The organism is Pseudomonas fluorescens, assembly GCF_900636825.1.
GTDB classification, from domain to species: domain Bacteria; phylum Pseudomonadota; class Gammaproteobacteria; order Pseudomonadales; family Pseudomonadaceae; genus Aquipseudomonas; species Aquipseudomonas fluorescens_BG.
Window position 1 is genome coordinate 4,403,017 of sequence record NZ_LR134318.1, and the last position, 15,215, is coordinate 4,418,231.

Here is a 15,215-nt window from a genome sequence, read left to right on the forward strand (position 1 = left end):
TCAATGCGTCAAATCGCTGATCCTCAATGCCCGTTCGCGCTCGCGGGGCTCCGGCGAGCGCTGTGCGGACAGATCAGACGGATTCAGACGAGCCGTCCTGGCTCGCTTCAAATAACGCCATGGCCTCGACATGTGCCGTCTGAGGAAACATATCGAGAATCCCGGCACGTTTTAACCGGTAGCCCTGCTTGATCAATTCCACCGTGTCGCGCGCCAGCGTCGCCGGGTTGCAGGACACGTACACCAACCGCTTGGCACCCAGGGTCGCCAGCTTGCGTACCACCTCGAAAGCACCATCACGTGGTGGGTCCAAGAGTACCGCAGAAAAGCCGTTTCCGATCCACTGGGCATCGGTCAAAGGCTGGGATAAATCGGCTTGAAAAAACTTTGTGTTATGCAAATTGTTACTGGCAGCATTGGCTTCGGCGCGATCAACCATGGTTTGCACGCCCTCCACCGCCACCACTTCACGCACGCGCCTGGCGAGCGGCAAAGCGAAGTTGCCCAGACCGCAGAACAGGTCGAGGACACGTTCGTCGGCGCACGGATTCAGCCAGTCCAGCGCCTGCGCCACCATCGCTTCGTTCACGCCGGCGTTAACCTGAATGAAATCACCCGGGCGGTACGCCAGATCCAGATCCCACTGCGCGAGCCGATAGCCCAGCGATTGTGCGGCATCGACCGGTTGCGGCTCGCCTTCGCCATGCAGCCACAATTGCGCTCCATGGAATTGACAGAAGTCCTTGAGAATCGTCAGATCCGCTTCGGACAACGGCGCCATATGCCGCAGCAATACTGCCAGCGACGAACCACTGAACAGTTCGACATGCCCCAACGCTTGCGGTTTGCTCAAACGGCGGAGCATCTCCGGCAAACGGGTCATGATCGGCTGCAAGGGCTGTACCAGCACCGGACATTCGCTGATCGCGACAATGTCCTGACTGCCAGCCGCGCGGAAACCGACTTCAAGTTTTTTCGCCTTCATGTCCCAGCGCACCGCGATCCGCGCTCGACGGCGATAGCCAAACTCCGGGCCGGTCAGCGGCGGCGCCCACTCTTGAGGTTCGACAGCAGCGACGCGCAACAATTGCTCGGCGAGCATGCGCTGTTTCAGGGCGAGTTGTTCGTCGTGCGGCAGATGCTGAACGCTGCAGCCGCCGCACCGACCGAAGTGCGGACATGCTGCCGGGCGACGCAATTCGCTGGCCTTGAACACGCGTTCGGTGCGCGCTTCGACCACTTTGCCGTGGGCGCCGAGCACGCGCGCTTCGACCTCTTCACCGGCAAGGGCACCGAGGACGAACCAGGTGCGCCCTTCGAAAAACGCGATACCGCGACCGTCATTGGCCAGACGCTCGATGCTCAAGCGCTGCTTTTTGCCGGTAGGAATTTGCGGGGCCTTGCTGCCGCCCGTGGGCTGGAAGCGCAGGCCTCTTTCGTGCTTGGCCATCAGTTGGGCGCGTCGAAAATGCCGGTCGACAGGTAACGGTCGCCACGGTCGCAGATGATCGCGACGATCACCGCGTTTTCAACTTCGCGGGACAGGCGCAGCATCGCTGCCACCGCACCGCCCGAGGATACGCCACAGAAAATGCCTTCTTCGCGGGCCAGACGCCGGGTCACGTCTTCGGCTTCGCTCTGCGCCATGTCGACGATGCGATCGACGCGGTCGGCCTGATAGATCTTCGGCAGGTATTCCTGCGGCCAGCGGCGGATCCCGGGAATCGCCGAGCCTTCCATCGGTTGCAGGCCGACGATCTGCACGCTGTCGCTCTGTTCTTTCAGATAGCGCGAAACGCCCATGATGGTACCGGTGGTGCCCATCGAACTGACGAAATGGGTAATGGAGCCCTGGGTCTGACGCCAGATTTCCGGGCCGGTGCTGGTGTAGTGCGCCTCGGGATTGTCGCCGTTGGCGAACTGATCGAGCACCTTGCCGCGGCCTTCGGCTTCCATGCGCTGCGCCAGATCGCGCGCACCTTCCATGCCTTCTTCCTGGCTGACCAGGATCAGTTCGGCACCGTAAGCGGTCATCGCCGCTTTGCGCTCAGCGCTGGAGTTGTCGGGCATGATCAGGATCATCTTGTAACCCTTGATCGCCGCGGCCATGGCCAGCGCGATACCGGTGTTACCTGAAGTCGCTTCGATCAGCGTGTCGCCGGCTTGGATCTGCCCGCGCAACTCGGCACGGGTGATCATCGACAGCGCCGGACGGTCCTTGACCGAACCCGCCGGGTTATTCCCTTCGAGCTTGAGCAGCAGGGTGTTGCTGGTGGCGCCGGGCAGGCGCTGCAAACGCACCAGCGGCGTGTTGCCGACGCAATCGGCGATAGTTGGGTACTGCAAGGTCATGGCGTATTCGCAATCCAGACGTGCGGGGGCGCCTATCATACCGGCAAACCCGCGCAGCCCATATCACGCAAAGTGCGGTGCTTATGGTTTATGGGAATAAGCGCACGCTAGTCAGTGTTTTCTATGTGGGCGGTATCCAGTGCGTAGAACTCGTGCAACTTGGCTTGCAGCAACTGCTTATCCGGCAAACAGGTTTGATATTGCGCAATCAGCGCAGGCGAGAGGCTACGATTGAGAGCGTACTCGACCACCTCATCTTCCTTGCTCGCACAAAGCAGAACTCCGATCGCAGGGTTTTCGTGAGGCTTGCGCACATTGCGATCCAGCGCCTCCAGATAGAAATCCAGCTTGCCGAGATACTCCGGTTCGAAACGCCCAACCTTCAGTTCTATAGCAACGAGGCAATTGAGCCCTCGGTGGAAAAACAAAAGGTCCAGCGCAAAATCCCGACCACCGACCTGCAGCGGATATTCGGAACCGACAAAGCAGAAGTCGCGACCAAGCTCGATCAGGAATTCCTTCAGGCGAGATAGCAGTCCGTGGTGCAGATCGGTTTCAGAATGAACGCTGGGCAGATCGAGAAATTCGACCATGTAGGAATCACGGAATATCTCGAGAGCTTCTGGGTGGGATTGCTGCAATGCCGCGGAGGCTTTAGCCGGGTCGGTGGCGCTTCGCTCAAACAAAGCGGACTTGAATTGGCGTTCCAGTTCGCGCTTCGACCACTGCTCCTGAACGGCCATTCGCAGGTAGAACCCACGCTCCTCCGGGTGTTTGCTTTGGCTCAAAATGATCATGTTATGAGTCCACGGCAATTGTCTGACCAGTGGTGAGACAATTGGATCGTGCCGATATGTTTCATAAAACTGGCGCATGCGGAACAGATTTGGTCGTGTGAGCCCACGCAAGCCCGGTTGGGTATGCGCCAGATGAGCGGCCAGTTGGGTAATGACCGAATCGCCCCACTCCGCCCGCTCAATCTTGCGACTGATGTGCGCCCCCCACCTGCCAATAAAGCTCAATCAGCTGTGTATTGACCGCTTGCATGGCCTTATGTCTGGAACTGTGAATCAGCGCGAGCACTTCGTTGAAAGGTTCGCCATCCGGGCTGCCAGTAAGGTTGGATACAGTCATGCGCAATTCCTTGAAGATCAGTGGGAAGCACGAGCCTAACCCCTTCAGGAAGCTTGAAATGACCGCCGATGCAGCTTGGGAAATGTCGTACAAAAAAAGCAGAGCGCTCCCGCAAAACCGGAGGATTGGCCACCCTAATGGACTACATCGCGAGCAGGCTCACTCCGACACGGAACGCGCGTTATTCACACAACCTGCGCCGAACCCAGCTCCATTGTGGGAGCGAGCCTGCTCGCGAAGGCGTCAGAACTGGCAACACCATCATCGGCCAACAACCGCAAATTCAACCGCAACCCCGCCCCGGCATTCTCGGCCCAGAGCGACCCGCCCTGCCGCTGCACCGCATTGCGCGCAATGCTCAAGCCCAAACCGAACCCGCCATCCCCGGGCCGCGAGCCGTCGAGTCGAATGAACGGTGAAAAGATCCGTTCCAGATCCGCCTCAGCCACGCCGCCGCCCTGGTCTTCCAGCCACAAATGCCAATAAGCGCCATCACGCCGGCCAGCGAGCCGCACGATCCCACCTTCGGGCGAATGACGAATGGCGTTACGCAAAATATTCTCCAGCGCTTGCGCCAACGTATTGAGATTGCCGCGCACCCAACACGATGAGTGCACCGCACATTGCAATTGCAGACTCGGCCAGCCGCTTTCATAGCAAGCGTTGTCAGTGAGCATTTCCCACAGCGCCTGAATCTGAATTGCCTCATCGGGCAAGGGCGTGCGGTCGGTGTCGAGCCAAGCGAGCTGCAGCGTGTCTTCGACCAACCGTTGCATGCCGTCGACTTCACGGCCGATGCGTTCGCGCAATTGCACCAGCCCCTGCTCGCTTTCACTGGCTACGCGCAGTCGGCTCAGCGGCGTACGCAATTCATGGGACAGATCACGCAGCAGTTGCTGCTGCAGACCGACCGTCGATTGCAGGCGCTCGGACATCGAATCGAACGCCCGCGCCAGTTCGCCAAGTTCATCCGCACGCTGGGTCACTCCGCTCGACAGCCGCACATTCAACTGATCGGCGCGCCAGGCATTGGCCTGTTCGCGCAGATTGTTGAGAGGTACCACCAGCAAGCGGTACAGGCCGACGCACAACAACAAAGTGAACAGCCCGGGAATCACGCCATTGGTAATGACGCGCCAGAACACCCGGTACGTGCCCGGGATAAAACGCTCGGGCAATTCGATCACGAGGATGCCGGCGGACGGATCTTGCGGAAACGGCACGCGCAACCACGGCCGTCCCTTCTTGTGAATTGGCCAATCGAGCCCGCGCAGGAAAGTCAGGTGTTGCACTTCCGCTTCGTTCAGCGGCTCGCTGCTCAAGGACTGCAAGTGCGCGCCGATCACCCCGACCCAACTGGCCTCGCGCAATTCCATACTCTGCAACCAGTCATCGACGCCATTACGGCCGCCGCGCTGCCACGCCTGCTCTGCCTGCGCGGCATAGCGACCAAGCGTGCGGCGTGCCTCGTCGGAAAGAAACTGATTGCGCTCCTCCATGTAGCGGCCCCAGGACCAGCTCAGCCAGATCATCAGCAGACAGAACGCAACCAGCAGACACGCCAGTTTCCAGAACAGCGAATGCCGCCCCGGCAGCTCAGACATTTTCATCGGCGGCGCTCAACACATAGCCCTTGCCCCACACCGTGCGCACTTCGCGCTCGGTGTAACCGATGGCCTTGAGTTTGCGGCGAATCTGGCTGATGTGCATGTCGAGGCTGCGGTCGTGGGCGGCGTAACCCCGCTGCAGGACGTGCTGATAAAGAAAAGCTTTGCTCAACACTTCTTCATCGTTGCGGTTGAGGGTTTCCAGCAGGCGGAACTCGCTGCGGGTAAGCCCCGCTGCTTGCTCGCGGAAGAACACGTCGCATTGCTCGTCATCAAAATGCAGCGTGCCGCTGGCCACTGGCACGACCGCAGCGGGCGGTCGCCGATCCAGTGCCACCCGGCGCAGAATCGCCTCGATGCGCACACGCAGTTCGGCCATGCTGAACGGCTTGGGCAGGTAATCATCAGCGCCGAGACGGAAGCCACTGATACGGTCGGCTTCCGCGCCCAGAGCCGACATCAGCAACACCGGCGTCGAATGGCTCTGGCGCAGTTGAGTCAGCACATTCAAACCGTCCATCCCCGGCAGCAGAATATCCATCAGTACCACGTCGAACGGTTGGCGCTGGGCGATGCTGAGGCCTTCCTGGCCGTTCTGGCACCAGGTCACCTGAAAGCCGCTGCGGCCCAGATGTTCGTGGACATAAGCGCCGAGGACCGGATCGTCCTCGATGGAAAGAATGCGTGGCTGGCCGGCGGAAACAGGAGTCATGAGTATCTGCAAGTAATTCTCAGTTGAGCGCGATTATTCAAGATTGTCGGACAGCGGGCAACTGATGGTTGCCCCATCGGACCAACGCACAACCGCGCCCGGACCTATGCGGTCAATATTTTTCCGGAGATTGCCCGCGAGCAAATCGCTACACTGCGCCCATGTCGCGTGCCGGATGCACGCATGAGTCAACAGATCAGCGGGATGCAGGAGAGAGGCGTGCTCAAGAAACTGGGAATCAAAGGTCGTGTGTTGTTGCTGACCTTGTTGCCGACCAGCCTGATGGCGCTGGTGCTGGGTGGCTATTTCACCTGGACGCAGCAGTCCGACCTGCAGAGCCAACTGATGCAGCGCGGCGAAATGATCGCCGAGCAACTGGCGCCGCTGGTTGCCCCCGCCATGGGCCATGGCGACGGTGACCTGCTGGAGCGCATCGCCACGCAATCCCTCGAACAGCCGGACGTACGCGCGGTCACGTTCCTCGCGCCGGATCGCTCGCCACTCGCCCACGCCGGCCCGACCATGCTCAATCAGGCACCGAGCGGTGACAGCGCGCTGCTGCAACGGCGCAGCGGCAATGACGCGACGCGTTACCTGATGCCGGTGTTCGGCAAGCATCGCAACCTCGCCGGCGAATTGATCCCGGAAGAGTCCAACCGCCTGCTCGGCTGGGTCGAGCTGGAGCTGTCGCACAACGGCATGTTGCTGCGCGGTTATCGCAGCCTGTTTGCCAGTCTGCTGCTGATCGCCGCCGGTCTGGCTGGCGCAGCGCTGCTGGCATTGCGCATGGGCCGCACAATCAATCGGCCGCTGAGCCAGATCAAGCAAGCCGTCGCGCAGCTCAAGGACGGCCACCTGGAAACCCGTTTGCCGCCGCTCGGCAGTCAGGAACTGGATGAACTGGCGTCCGGCATCAACCGCATGGCCGGCACGCTGCAAAACGCTCGCGAAGAACTGCAGCACAGCGTCGATCAAGCCACCGAAGACGTCCGGCAAAATCTGGAAACCATCGAGATCCAGAACATCGAACTGGATCTGGCGCGCAAAGAGGCGCTGGAAGCCAGCCGGATCAAGTCCGAATTCCTTGCCAACATGAGCCACGAGATCCGCACCCCGCTCAACGGCATCCTCGGCTTCACGCACCTGTTGCAAAAAAGCGAGCTGACCCCGCGCCAGCTCGATTACTTGGGCACCATCGAAAAATCCGCCGACAGCCTGTTGGGGATCATCAACGAGATCCTCGACTTCTCGAAAATCGAGGCCGGCAAACTGGTCCTCGACCATATTCCGTTCAATCTGCGCGACTTGTTGCAGGACACCCTGACCATTCTCGCCCCCGCTGCGCACGCCAAGCAGCTTGAACTGGTCAGTCTGGTCTATCGCGACACGCCGCTGTCGCTGGTCGGCGATCCGCTGCGACTCAAGCAGATTCTCACCAATCTGGTCAGCAACGCGATCAAGTTCACCCGCGAAGGCACCATCGTTGCCCGGGCGATGCTCGAGGAAGAGCATGACGATAGCGTGCAACTGCGCATCAGCATTCAGGACACCGGTATCGGTCTGTCGAGTCAGGACGTACGCGCGCTGTTTCAGGCCTTCAGTCAGGCCGACAATTCGCTGTCGCGCCAACCCGGCGGCACCGGTCTGGGGCTGGTCATTTCCAAGCGCCTGATCGAACAGATGGGCGGGGAGATCGGCGTCGACAGCACGCCGGGCGAAGGCTCGGAATTCTGGATCAGCCTCAGCCTGCCGAAAACCCGCGACGACGCTGAAGACCTGCCAGCGGCGCCGTTGCTCGGGCGCCGCGTAGCGGTGCTGGAGAATCACGAACTGGCCCGTCAGGCGTTGCAGCATCAGCTCGAAGACTGCGGCCTCGACGTGACCACCTTCAATACCCTGGAAAGCCTGACCAATGGCGTGACCGGTGCGCATCAGACTGACCAGGCGATTGATCTCGCAGTGCTTGGCATCACCAGCAATGACATGCTCCCCGAGCGATTGAATCAGCACATCTGGGACCTCGAACATCTCGGCTGCAAAGTGCTGGTGTTGTGCCCGACCACTGAACAGACGCTGTTCCATCTGTCCGTGCCCAACCCGCACAGCCAGTTGCAGGCGAAACCGGCCTGCACGCGCAAACTGCGTCGCGCACTCTCGGACCTGGCCAATCCACGCCAGATGCGCAACGAGCCGGGCGAGCCGCTGGCGAGTCGCGCGCCGCGAGTGCTCTGCGTCGACGACAACCCGGCAAATCTGTTGCTGGTGCAAACCCTGCTCGAAGACATGGGCGCCAAGGTGCTGGCCGTGGAAAGCGGTTACGCCGCCGTCAAAGCGGTGCAGAGCGAGTCCTTCGACCTGGTGCTGATGGATGTGCAAATGCCGGGCATGGACGGTCGCCAAAGCACCGAAACCATTCGCCAGTGGGAAAGCGAGCGGCATTGCACGCCGCTGCCGATCGTCGCCCTCACCGCCCATGCCATGGCCAACGAGAAACGTGCCCTGCTGCAAAGCGGCATGGATGATTATTTGACCAAACCGATCAGCGAACGGCAGTTGGCCCAAGTGGTGTTGAAATGGACCGGGCTGGCTTTGCGTAATCAGGGGCCGGAACGCAACAACGAGCACGCCGGTGCCAGCAGTGAGTTGCCGGTTCTCGATCACGAAGAAGGTTTGCGTCTGGCCGCTGGCAAGGCAGATCTGGCTGCGGACATGCTGGCAATGCTGCTCGCTTCGCTGGAAGCCGATCGCGAAGCCATTCGTGCCGCCCGTGACAACCATGATCAGAATGCGTTGATCGAACGGGTCCATCGCTTGCACGGCGCGACTCGTTACTGCGGCGTGCCACAGTTGCGCTCAGCCTGTCAGCGCAGCGAAACCCTGCTGAAACAGAATGACCCCAAAGCGCTGGTGGCCCTCGACGATCTGGAGCGAGCGATCAATCGTCTGGCTGCGCAGGCAAGGATCAACGCCTGATCCACGGCAATGCCGATTACGCGCAACACCGCTAAGGTTGTCGTGGATCATTTGCGCCCACGTTGCCGTTCCAGGAGGAATTCATGCGTACGATCATCTTCAGCAGCCAGACTTACGACCGCGACAGTTTTCTCGGCGCCGCTTGCCCGGCCGGGATCGAACTGCACTTTCAGCCGGCGCGGTTAAGTCTCGACACGGCGCCGCTGGCCGACGGGCACGAGGTGGTGTGTGCGTTTATCAATGATGATCTCAGCGCTGCCGTGCTGGAACGACTGGCTGCCGGCGGCACACGCCTGATCGCCCTGCGTTCCGCCGGCTACAACCATGTCGATCTGGCCGTAGCGAAACGCCTGGGCATGGCCGTGGTGCGTGTCCCGGCCTACTCGCCCCATGCGGTGGCCGAACATGCGGTGGCGCTGATCCTCGCGCTGAATCGGCGCCTGCACCGCGCTTATAACCGCACCCGCGAAGGCGATTTCAGCCTGCATGGCCTGACCGGTTTCGATCTGGTCGGCAAAACGGTGGGTATCGTCGGCACCGGGCAGATCGGCGTAACGTTCGCGAAAATCATGCACGGTTTCGGCTGCGAATTGCTGGCTTATGATCCCTGCCCGAACCCTCAAGTACTGGCGCTGGGCGCGCGCTATCTCAGCTTGCCGCAATTGCTCGCGCAATCGCGCATCATCAGCCTGCATTGCCCGCTCAACGAACAGAGCCGACATTTGATCAACCGCGACTCGCTGGCACACATGCAGCCGGGCGCCATGTTGATCAATACCGGACGCGGCGGGCTGGTCGATACGCCGGCGCTGATCGATGCGTTAAAGGAGGGACAATTGGGCTATCTGGGGCTGGACGTTTACGAAGAAGAGGCACAGATCTTTTTCGAGGATCGTTCCGACCTGCCGTTGCAGGACGATGTACTGGCGCGTTTGTTGACCTTTCCCAACGTGATCATCACCGCTCATCAGGCCTTTCTGACCCAAGAAGCGCTGGGCGCGATTGCCGCGACCACGCTGCACAATATTGCAACCTGGGCGGCCGGGGCGCCGCAAAACCAGGTCGAAGGTTGACGCTTATTTGGGTGAGAGCGACGAGGCCAGAATCAGTAGCGCGAGCCAGCCGAAACCGAAAAAGCGCTGCTTCAGCGAATGGCCTCTGCGCAGCAGGAACCAGACAAAAACCATCGGCAACAGAAACGCCATGATCTTCAGCCAACCTTCCACCGGGCGACTGCCGTCCGCATTGCTCGGCGCTTGAACAGCCGGTTCGCTTTGCTGCTGCCGGCGTCGACGCCCCGCCGCTGCCGGCATGACTTTCGGCAGCGGTTCAGACAGCGGCGGCAACGTGATCGCCTCTGGCACCGCTTTGTTACGCGGCAGGCTGCCGAATGAAATCGTAGACGCTGGCGCCGCTGCGTGCGGCGCCTGAATATGAGCCGGTCGCTCGGCCATCGGCGCTCCGCAATGAATGCATGCCGTGGCTTCGGAGCTGACGCTCCGCTTGCATTCATAACATTCGATCAGCGCCATGTTCCGTTCCTTCAGATTCGAGGGCGGCAGTGTGCCATGAGCGCCTGTCGATTTGAACCGGATCGAAGGTCGCAAGCGCGCAGCATGCTGCAATCGAGCCCGTGCTAGCATATCGCGCATATTTGGAGGACCCATGGTCGAACACGATTTCCGCTACAACCTGATGAACCCGCAACACACCCTCACCGAATGCCGCGCTCTCGTTCCGGGCCGCTATCAGGTCACCGGCAACGGTGGTTCGATCCGCAACGGTGATGTCCTGTTGGTCACGCTCAAAGGCAGCAAGGATTTGTCCATGCGCCTGACCGTCGACACCGTCCGCCACCTGATCAACCCGCCGGGCCAATGGACCGCGATGACCACCGGCCCGGTTTTCGGCGAACTGGCGATCCACACCTGGCAGGTCAACTGCGATAGCTGCGGCAAAGAATCGAGCATCGAATTCGCAGTGGACGCGAAACTCGGTAAAGCCGCCGAAAAACCGGCCGCCACCGCGCGCATCGCCGAGCTGGGCTGGAAAGCCGTTGGCGATAAGCACCTGTGCCCGAAATGCCAGGAGCCGGCATGATGAAACGCCTTGCTTTGGCCGCACTGGTGGGTGTTGGTCTCGCCGGTTGCGCCGCGCAGCCCGTGCAATTGCAGCAGAACCGCAGCTACATTCTGGAGTGGATCGGCGAACGCCCGTTGATGGATTACAGCCATCTGACCATTACGCTGGGCGATGATGGCCGTGCCTATGGCAATGGCGGCTGTAACCATTGGTTCGCGCCGTACACCCTCGAAGGTGACAAGATCAGCTTCGGCAAGATCGGCAAGACCCGCAAACTTTGCCCGCCAGCATTGATGGAGCAGGAACAACGGTTTTTGCAGGCGCTGGAGCATGTCGAGCGCTGGGATATTTCGCCGATCGAGCAGATGCGTCTGTGGCCGGCCGAAGGCAAGCCGTTGCGCTGGTGGCTGGAAGAGGGTTGATCGTTCAGCCGCAAAAAAGATCGCGGCCTTCGGCAGCTCCTACATGATTGCGCGTGTAGGAGCTGCCGAAGGCTGCGATCTTCTTTTTTGGTTGATGACTTAATTGCTGGACTGTAACGCCTCGATTTTCGCCATCACCCCCGCCGCCGTCTGCTCACCCAGCAGCTGCTCACGCACTTTGCCCTTGTCGTCGATGATGTACGTCACCGGCAATGCCTCACTGCGCGGCAATTCGAACAGCTCCGCCGGATCCTGCGCCAGCACGGTGAACTTGATGCCGAGTTTTTCGCTGGCTTCTTTCAGTTCCGCACCTTGCACGTTGTCGAAGTTGACCCCGAACACCCCGACATTCCTGCTTTTGAGCTCATCAGCCAGATGGTTGAGTTCAGGGATTTCTGTGCGACACGGGCCGCACCATTCAGCCCAGTAATTGACGATCAGCCAATGCTTGTCCAGTCGCTCGGAAGCGACCTTCTGACCATTCTGGTCGATCCCGTAATCATTGCCGCAGCCCCCCAGCATCAACGCCCCGATTACCGTCAATGCCGCTGCCAATCGCCGTGTCATGTGTGGTTCCTTGTGAAAATCCGAATACGCCTGCGGCCCAATGCCTCTGAAGGTTCTGGATTGCGCGCTGCACAGTTAGAATAGCCGCCACTTTACGCCAGAAGCGACCCGCCATGACCGATCTGACGCTTTATCACAATCCGCGCTGCTCGAAATCCCGCGGCGCGCTGGAACTGCTCGAAGCCCGCGGCCTGACGCCGACCGTGGTGCGCTATCTCGAAACCCCGCTGAACGCGGGGCAAATCAAGGCACTGCTCGGCAAGCTTGGCATCAGCGCACGCCAGTTGCTGCGCACTGGTGAAGATGAATACAAAATGCTTCAACTGGCTGATGACAACCTCAGCGAAGCGCAATTGATCGATGCCATCGCCGCCCATCCAAAACTGATGGAGCGGCCGATTCTCGAAGCCGGCGACAAAGCCGTCATCGGCCGCCCTCCGGAAAATCTGCTGGAGTTGTTGCCATGAGCACGCCGTACATTCTGGTGCTGTATTACAGCCGCAACGGCGCGACCAACGAAATGGCCCGGCAGATTGCCCGCGGTGTCGAGCAGGCCGGTCTTGAAGCGCGCCTGCGCACCGTGCCGGCGATCTCCAGCGAATGCGAAGCGGTGGCGCCGGACATTCCCGCTGATGGCGCGCTCTACGCCACCCTCGATGACCTGAAAAACTGCGCCGGCCTGGCCCTTGGCAGTCCGACGCGATTCGGCAACATGGCGGCGCCGCTTAAATACTTCCTTGATGGCACCAGCAACCTCTGGCTGACCGGCGCGCTCGTCGGCAAACCGGCCGGCGTGTTCACCTCGACCGCGAGTCTGCACGGCGGCCAGGAAACCACGCTACTGTCTATGATGCTGCCGTTGTTGCACCACGGCATGCTGATCACCGGCCTGCCGTACAGCGAATCGGCGCTGCTGGAAACCCAGGGTGGCGGCACGCCGTACGGCGCCAGTCATCACGCCGGTGCGGACGGCAAAAGCGCGCTGGATCAGCACGAAATCGCACTGTGTCGTGCGCTCGGTCTGCGCCTGGCCAAGACCGCGCAGAAACTGGAGCGCTGACGGTGGCGAAGAAGCCGAAGATCCTGCACGCCGTCGAATGGCTGCAGCCGCGCGTCAAAGCGATGCGCGTCATCAGTCTGCTGAGCTTTTTCGCCCTGGCCGGATTGCTTGGCGCCTACTATCTGATCTTCGCCGACCTGCATGGCGCGCGGCCTTGGGTGATTCTGCTGGTCGAGCTGATCCCCTGGATCATTCTCGCACCGGCAATGATCATGGGCAGCGCGCGCGGGCATTCATGGATGTGTTTTGTGGTGAACCTGTATTTCATCAAAGGCGCACTGGCGGCGTATGACCCGAACCGGCAATTGTTTGGTGTGCTGGAGATGGTCGCGAGCCTGGCGGTGTTCTGCTCGGCGCTGTTGTATGTGCGCTGGCGGTATCAGTTGAATCGCAAATTGGCGGGTGAAGGCGAAATTTCCGTCGCCTGACAGACCGCCATCGCTAGCAGGGCTAGCTCCCACAGGGGTTCTGTGAACGACACACAACCAATGTGGGAGCTAGCCCTGCTAGCGATTGGCGCAACTCGGTCTCAATGATTGACGGTGTACGAGAGCATCATCGAGATCTGGCTCATCGGCCGGCCGCCACTTTGTTCGTGCCACTGATTGAACGCATTCTGCACCGTCGCCAGATCACGCTGGCTGGTTGGCACCTTGTCGACGATCTTCTGTGCATTCAGCGCGGCGACTACGTCATAGCTCGGCACAAACGTGTCCTTGCCGACCATGCGCAGAAACCGTGGCGCCGACAGTCCGCCAAGTTGATGTCCGTGCTTTTTCAGGTACGTCCACAAACCGACGATGTCGGTCACCGGCCAGTCGGCGATCAACGTACCGAAACTGCCCTTGTCCTTTTCCACATCGAGTATGAACTGCGCATTGCGCGGCACGCTTTTGAGCTTGCCCAAGTGCCGGATGATCCGCGCGTCCTGCATCAGCCGTTCAAGATGTTCGGCACTCATCAGGACGACTTTTTCCGGGTCGAACTTGAAAAACACTTCCTCGAATGCCGGCCATTTCGCGTCGACCAGACTGTGCTTGAGCCCGGCGCGAAACACCCGCAGGGCCATGGTCGAAAGGTAGCGGTCGTCGCGGATCTTGCGCAGTTGTGCGGCAGTTTTGGGAACGGGCAGATGGGCTTCCAGTTCAGCCGCTGAACCGAAACGATTCAGACAGTATTCGTGCAGCCACTTGTAATCGCGCATGCCCTCTCCTATTGAATGAAACAAGAAACCTGTGTGGGAGCGAGCCTGCTCGCGAAAGCGGTGTGTCATTCAACTGATATGTTGACTGATACGCCCTCTTCGCGAGCAGGCTCGCTCCCACATTTGAAATGGTTTTACAGATTGACGACGTTGACGAAGCGCGAAGCCGCGGTCTCGTCGATCTTCAGGCTGGTGAAGTCGAACAGGTTGCGGTCGGCCAGTTGCGAGGGGATCACGTTCTGCAAACTGCGGAAAATCGACTCGGTGCGGCCCGGGGTTTTGCGCTCCCAGTCCTGCAGCATCTCCTTGACCACCTGACGCTGCAGGTTTTCCTGCGAGCCGCAGAGATTGCACGGGATGATCGGAAATTCCTTGAGATCCGAATAGGCCTGAATGTCTTTCTCGTTGCAGTAGGCCAGCGGGCGGATCACCACGTTGCGGCCGTCGTCGGCGCGCAGTTTTGGCGGCATCGCTTTGAGGCTGCCGTTGAAGAACATGTTGAGGAAGAAGGTCTCGACGATGTCGTCACGGTGATGACCGAGGGCCATTTTGGTCGCGCCAATTTCATCGGCGAAGGTGTACAGCGTGCCGCGACGCAGACGCGAGCACAGCGAGCAAGTGGTCTTGCCTTCCGGAATTAGTTCCTTGACCACCGAGTAGGTATCTTTCTCGACGATGTGGTACTCGACGCCCAGCTCTTTCAGATAGGCCGGCAGCACGTGCTCGGGGAAACCCGGTTGCTTCTGGTCCATGTTCACTGCAACGATTTCGAATTTGATCGGCGCAACCTTCTGCAGATGCAGCAACACGTCGAGCATGGTGTAACTGTCTTTGCCTCCGGACAGGCAGACCATGACCTTGTCGCCGTCTTCGATCATGTTGAAATCGGCGACCGCTTCGCCCGCCAGGCGGCGCAGGCGCTTTTGCAGTTTGTTCTGGTTGACCGTAAGAGTGCCCATGACGCGAAATCCGTGAGGTGTGACGAAAGGCGGGCATTTTAGCATCCCGACAGTCACCTCCTTCAACACGCATTCCGTGCAGGAGCTGCCGAAGGCTGCGATCTTTTGAGGGTGAAAAGCCAGATCAAAAGATCGCAGCCTTC

The 15,215-nt window shown here is 60.1% G+C and carries 15 protein-coding genes and 1 pseudogene; 7 read left to right on the forward strand and 9 right to left on the reverse strand.

Features of this window, described 5'->3' with window-relative positions; translation table 11 throughout:
* Positions 1–73 precede the first annotated feature (73 nt).
* From rlmD to EL257_RS19990, 5 genes and pseudogenes are all read right to left on the reverse strand, one after another.
* The gene (rlmD, locus tag EL257_RS19970) at positions 74–1,450 is read right to left on the reverse strand and encodes a 23S rRNA (uracil(1939)-C(5))-methyltransferase RlmD (RefSeq protein ID WP_126365525.1); all 1,377 of its coding nucleotides are present in this window, start codon (positions 1,448–1,450) and stop codon (positions 74–76) included.
* Entirely contained in the window at positions 1,450–2,352 is a 903-nt protein-coding gene (cysM, locus tag EL257_RS19975) for a cysteine synthase CysM (protein ID WP_172604564.1), read from the reverse strand. Before cysM ends, rlmD begins: the two co-directional genes overlap by 1 nt.
* A gap of 107 nt (positions 2,353–2,459) precedes the next feature.
* A pseudogene (locus EL257_RS19980) lies at positions 2,460–3,486 on the reverse strand (PDDEXK nuclease domain-containing protein).
* 185 nt (positions 3,487–3,671) lie between these two features.
* Complete coding sequence (locus EL257_RS19985; RefSeq protein WP_126365529.1) at positions 3,672–5,096, reverse strand: sensor histidine kinase; 1,425 nt, start codon at positions 5,094–5,096, stop codon at positions 3,672–3,674.
* A complete protein-coding gene (locus EL257_RS19990) occupies positions 5,083–5,805 on the reverse strand; it encodes a response regulator transcription factor (RefSeq protein ID WP_126365531.1) in 723 nt (240 codons plus the stop codon). The genes EL257_RS19985 and EL257_RS19990 overlap by 14 nt, the downstream gene beginning before the upstream one ends.
* Before the next feature lie 219 nt (positions 5,806–6,024).
* Between EL257_RS19990 and EL257_RS19995 the strand changes: the two genes are divergently transcribed.
* Positions 6,025–8,778 carry a response regulator gene (locus EL257_RS19995; protein WP_126368202.1) on the forward strand — a complete coding sequence of 918 codons (2,754 nt, stop codon included), beginning with the start codon at positions 6,025–6,027 and terminating at the stop codon, positions 8,776–8,778.
* 83 nt (positions 8,779–8,861) lie between these two features.
* Positions 8,862–9,851 (forward strand): 2-hydroxyacid dehydrogenase, encoded by a 990-nt coding sequence (locus EL257_RS20000; RefSeq protein ID WP_126365533.1) that lies wholly within the window; start codon positions 8,862–8,864, stop codon positions 9,849–9,851.
* Positions 9,852–9,854: 3 nt separating this feature from the next.
* Here the strand turns inward: EL257_RS20000 and EL257_RS20005 are convergent, their stop codons facing one another.
* Positions 9,855–10,310 (reverse strand): hypothetical protein, encoded by a 456-nt coding sequence (locus tag EL257_RS20005; protein WP_126365535.1) that lies wholly within the window; start codon positions 10,308–10,310, stop codon positions 9,855–9,857.
* Positions 10,311–10,443: 133 nt separating this feature from the next.
* Between EL257_RS20005 and EL257_RS20010 the strand changes: the two genes are divergently transcribed.
* A complete protein-coding gene (locus tag EL257_RS20010) occupies positions 10,444–10,878 on the forward strand; it encodes a hypothetical protein (protein WP_126365537.1) in 435 nt (144 codons plus the stop codon).
* The gene (locus tag EL257_RS20015) at positions 10,878–11,282 is read left to right on the forward strand and encodes an META domain-containing protein (RefSeq protein WP_126368204.1); all 405 of its coding nucleotides are present in this window, start codon (positions 10,878–10,880) and stop codon (positions 11,280–11,282) included. The genes EL257_RS20010 and EL257_RS20015 overlap by 1 nt, the downstream gene beginning before the upstream one ends.
* Before the next feature lie 99 nt (positions 11,283–11,381).
* Here the strand turns inward: EL257_RS20015 and EL257_RS20020 are convergent, their stop codons facing one another.
* On the reverse strand, positions 11,382–11,849 hold the full coding sequence (locus EL257_RS20020; RefSeq protein WP_126365539.1) for a TlpA disulfide reductase family protein: 468 nt from the start codon (positions 11,847–11,849) through the stop codon (positions 11,382–11,384).
* A gap of 113 nt (positions 11,850–11,962) precedes the next feature.
* On the opposite strand from EL257_RS20020, the gene arsC reads away from it, so the two are divergent.
* Genes arsC through EL257_RS20035 form a run of 3 tightly spaced genes read left to right on the forward strand, consistent with a single transcriptional unit; the run spans position 11,963 to position 13,337 of the window.
* A complete protein-coding gene (gene arsC / locus EL257_RS20025; RefSeq protein ID WP_126365541.1) occupies positions 11,963–12,316 on the forward strand; it encodes an arsenate reductase (glutaredoxin) in 354 nt (117 codons plus the stop codon).
* Positions 12,313–12,909, forward strand: a complete 597-nt coding sequence (gene wrbA / locus EL257_RS20030; protein WP_126365543.1) for an NAD(P)H:quinone oxidoreductase — start codon at positions 12,313–12,315, stop codon at positions 12,907–12,909. Before arsC ends, wrbA begins: the two co-directional genes overlap by 4 nt.
* A 2-nt stretch (positions 12,910–12,911) precedes the next feature.
* A complete protein-coding gene (locus tag EL257_RS20035) occupies positions 12,912–13,337 on the forward strand; it encodes a DUF2069 domain-containing protein (RefSeq protein WP_126365546.1) in 426 nt (141 codons plus the stop codon).
* A gap of 101 nt (positions 13,338–13,438) precedes the next feature.
* Here the strand turns inward: EL257_RS20035 and EL257_RS20040 are convergent, their stop codons facing one another.
* The gene (locus EL257_RS20040) at positions 13,439–14,113 is read right to left on the reverse strand and encodes a DNA-3-methyladenine glycosylase I (RefSeq protein ID WP_126365548.1); all 675 of its coding nucleotides are present in this window, start codon (positions 14,111–14,113) and stop codon (positions 13,439–13,441) included.
* Positions 14,114–14,247: 134 nt separating this feature from the next.
* The gene (ttcA, locus tag EL257_RS20050) at positions 14,248–15,072 is read right to left on the reverse strand and encodes a tRNA 2-thiocytidine(32) synthetase TtcA (protein ID WP_007917513.1); all 825 of its coding nucleotides are present in this window, start codon (positions 15,070–15,072) and stop codon (positions 14,248–14,250) included.
* Positions 15,073–15,215 lie beyond the last annotated feature (143 nt).

Bases quoted from the DNA above. Each gene is read 5' to 3' on its own strand.
- EL257_RS20020 (WP_126365539.1), bottom strand. From the start codon at position 11,849: ATGACACGGCGATTGGCAGCGGCATTGACGGTAATCGGGGCGTTGATG.
- rlmD (WP_126365525.1), bottom strand. From the start codon at position 1,450: ATGGCCAAGCACGAAAGAGGCCTGCGCTTCCAGCCCACGGGCGGCAGC.
- EL257_RS20005 (WP_126365535.1), bottom strand. From the start codon at position 10,310: ATGGCGCTGATCGAATGTTATGAATGCAAGCGGAGCGTCAGCTCCGAA.
- EL257_RS20010 (WP_126365537.1), top strand. From the start codon at position 10,444: ATGGTCGAACACGATTTCCGCTACAACCTGATGAACCCGCAACACACC.
- ttcA (WP_007917513.1), bottom strand. From the start codon at position 15,072: ATGGGCACTCTTACGGTCAACCAGAACAAACTGCAAAAGCGCCTGCGC.
- EL257_RS19990 (WP_126365531.1), bottom strand. From the start codon at position 5,805: ATGACTCCTGTTTCCGCCGGCCAGCCACGCATTCTTTCCATCGAGGAC.
- EL257_RS20015 (WP_126368204.1), top strand. From the start codon at position 10,878: ATGAAACGCCTTGCTTTGGCCGCACTGGTGGGTGTTGGTCTCGCCGGT.
- arsC (WP_126365541.1), top strand. From the start codon at position 11,963: ATGACCGATCTGACGCTTTATCACAATCCGCGCTGCTCGAAATCCCGC.
- cysM (WP_172604564.1), bottom strand. From the start codon at position 2,352: ATGACCTTGCAGTACCCAACTATCGCCGATTGCGTCGGCAACACGCCG.
- EL257_RS20000 (WP_126365533.1), top strand. From the start codon at position 8,862: ATGCGTACGATCATCTTCAGCAGCCAGACTTACGACCGCGACAGTTTT.
- wrbA (WP_126365543.1), top strand. From the start codon at position 12,313: ATGAGCACGCCGTACATTCTGGTGCTGTATTACAGCCGCAACGGCGCG.
- EL257_RS20040 (WP_126365548.1), bottom strand. From the start codon at position 14,113: ATGCGCGATTACAAGTGGCTGCACGAATACTGTCTGAATCGTTTCGGT.
- EL257_RS19985 (WP_126365529.1), bottom strand. From the start codon at position 5,096: ATGAAAATGTCTGAGCTGCCGGGGCGGCATTCGCTGTTCTGGAAACTG.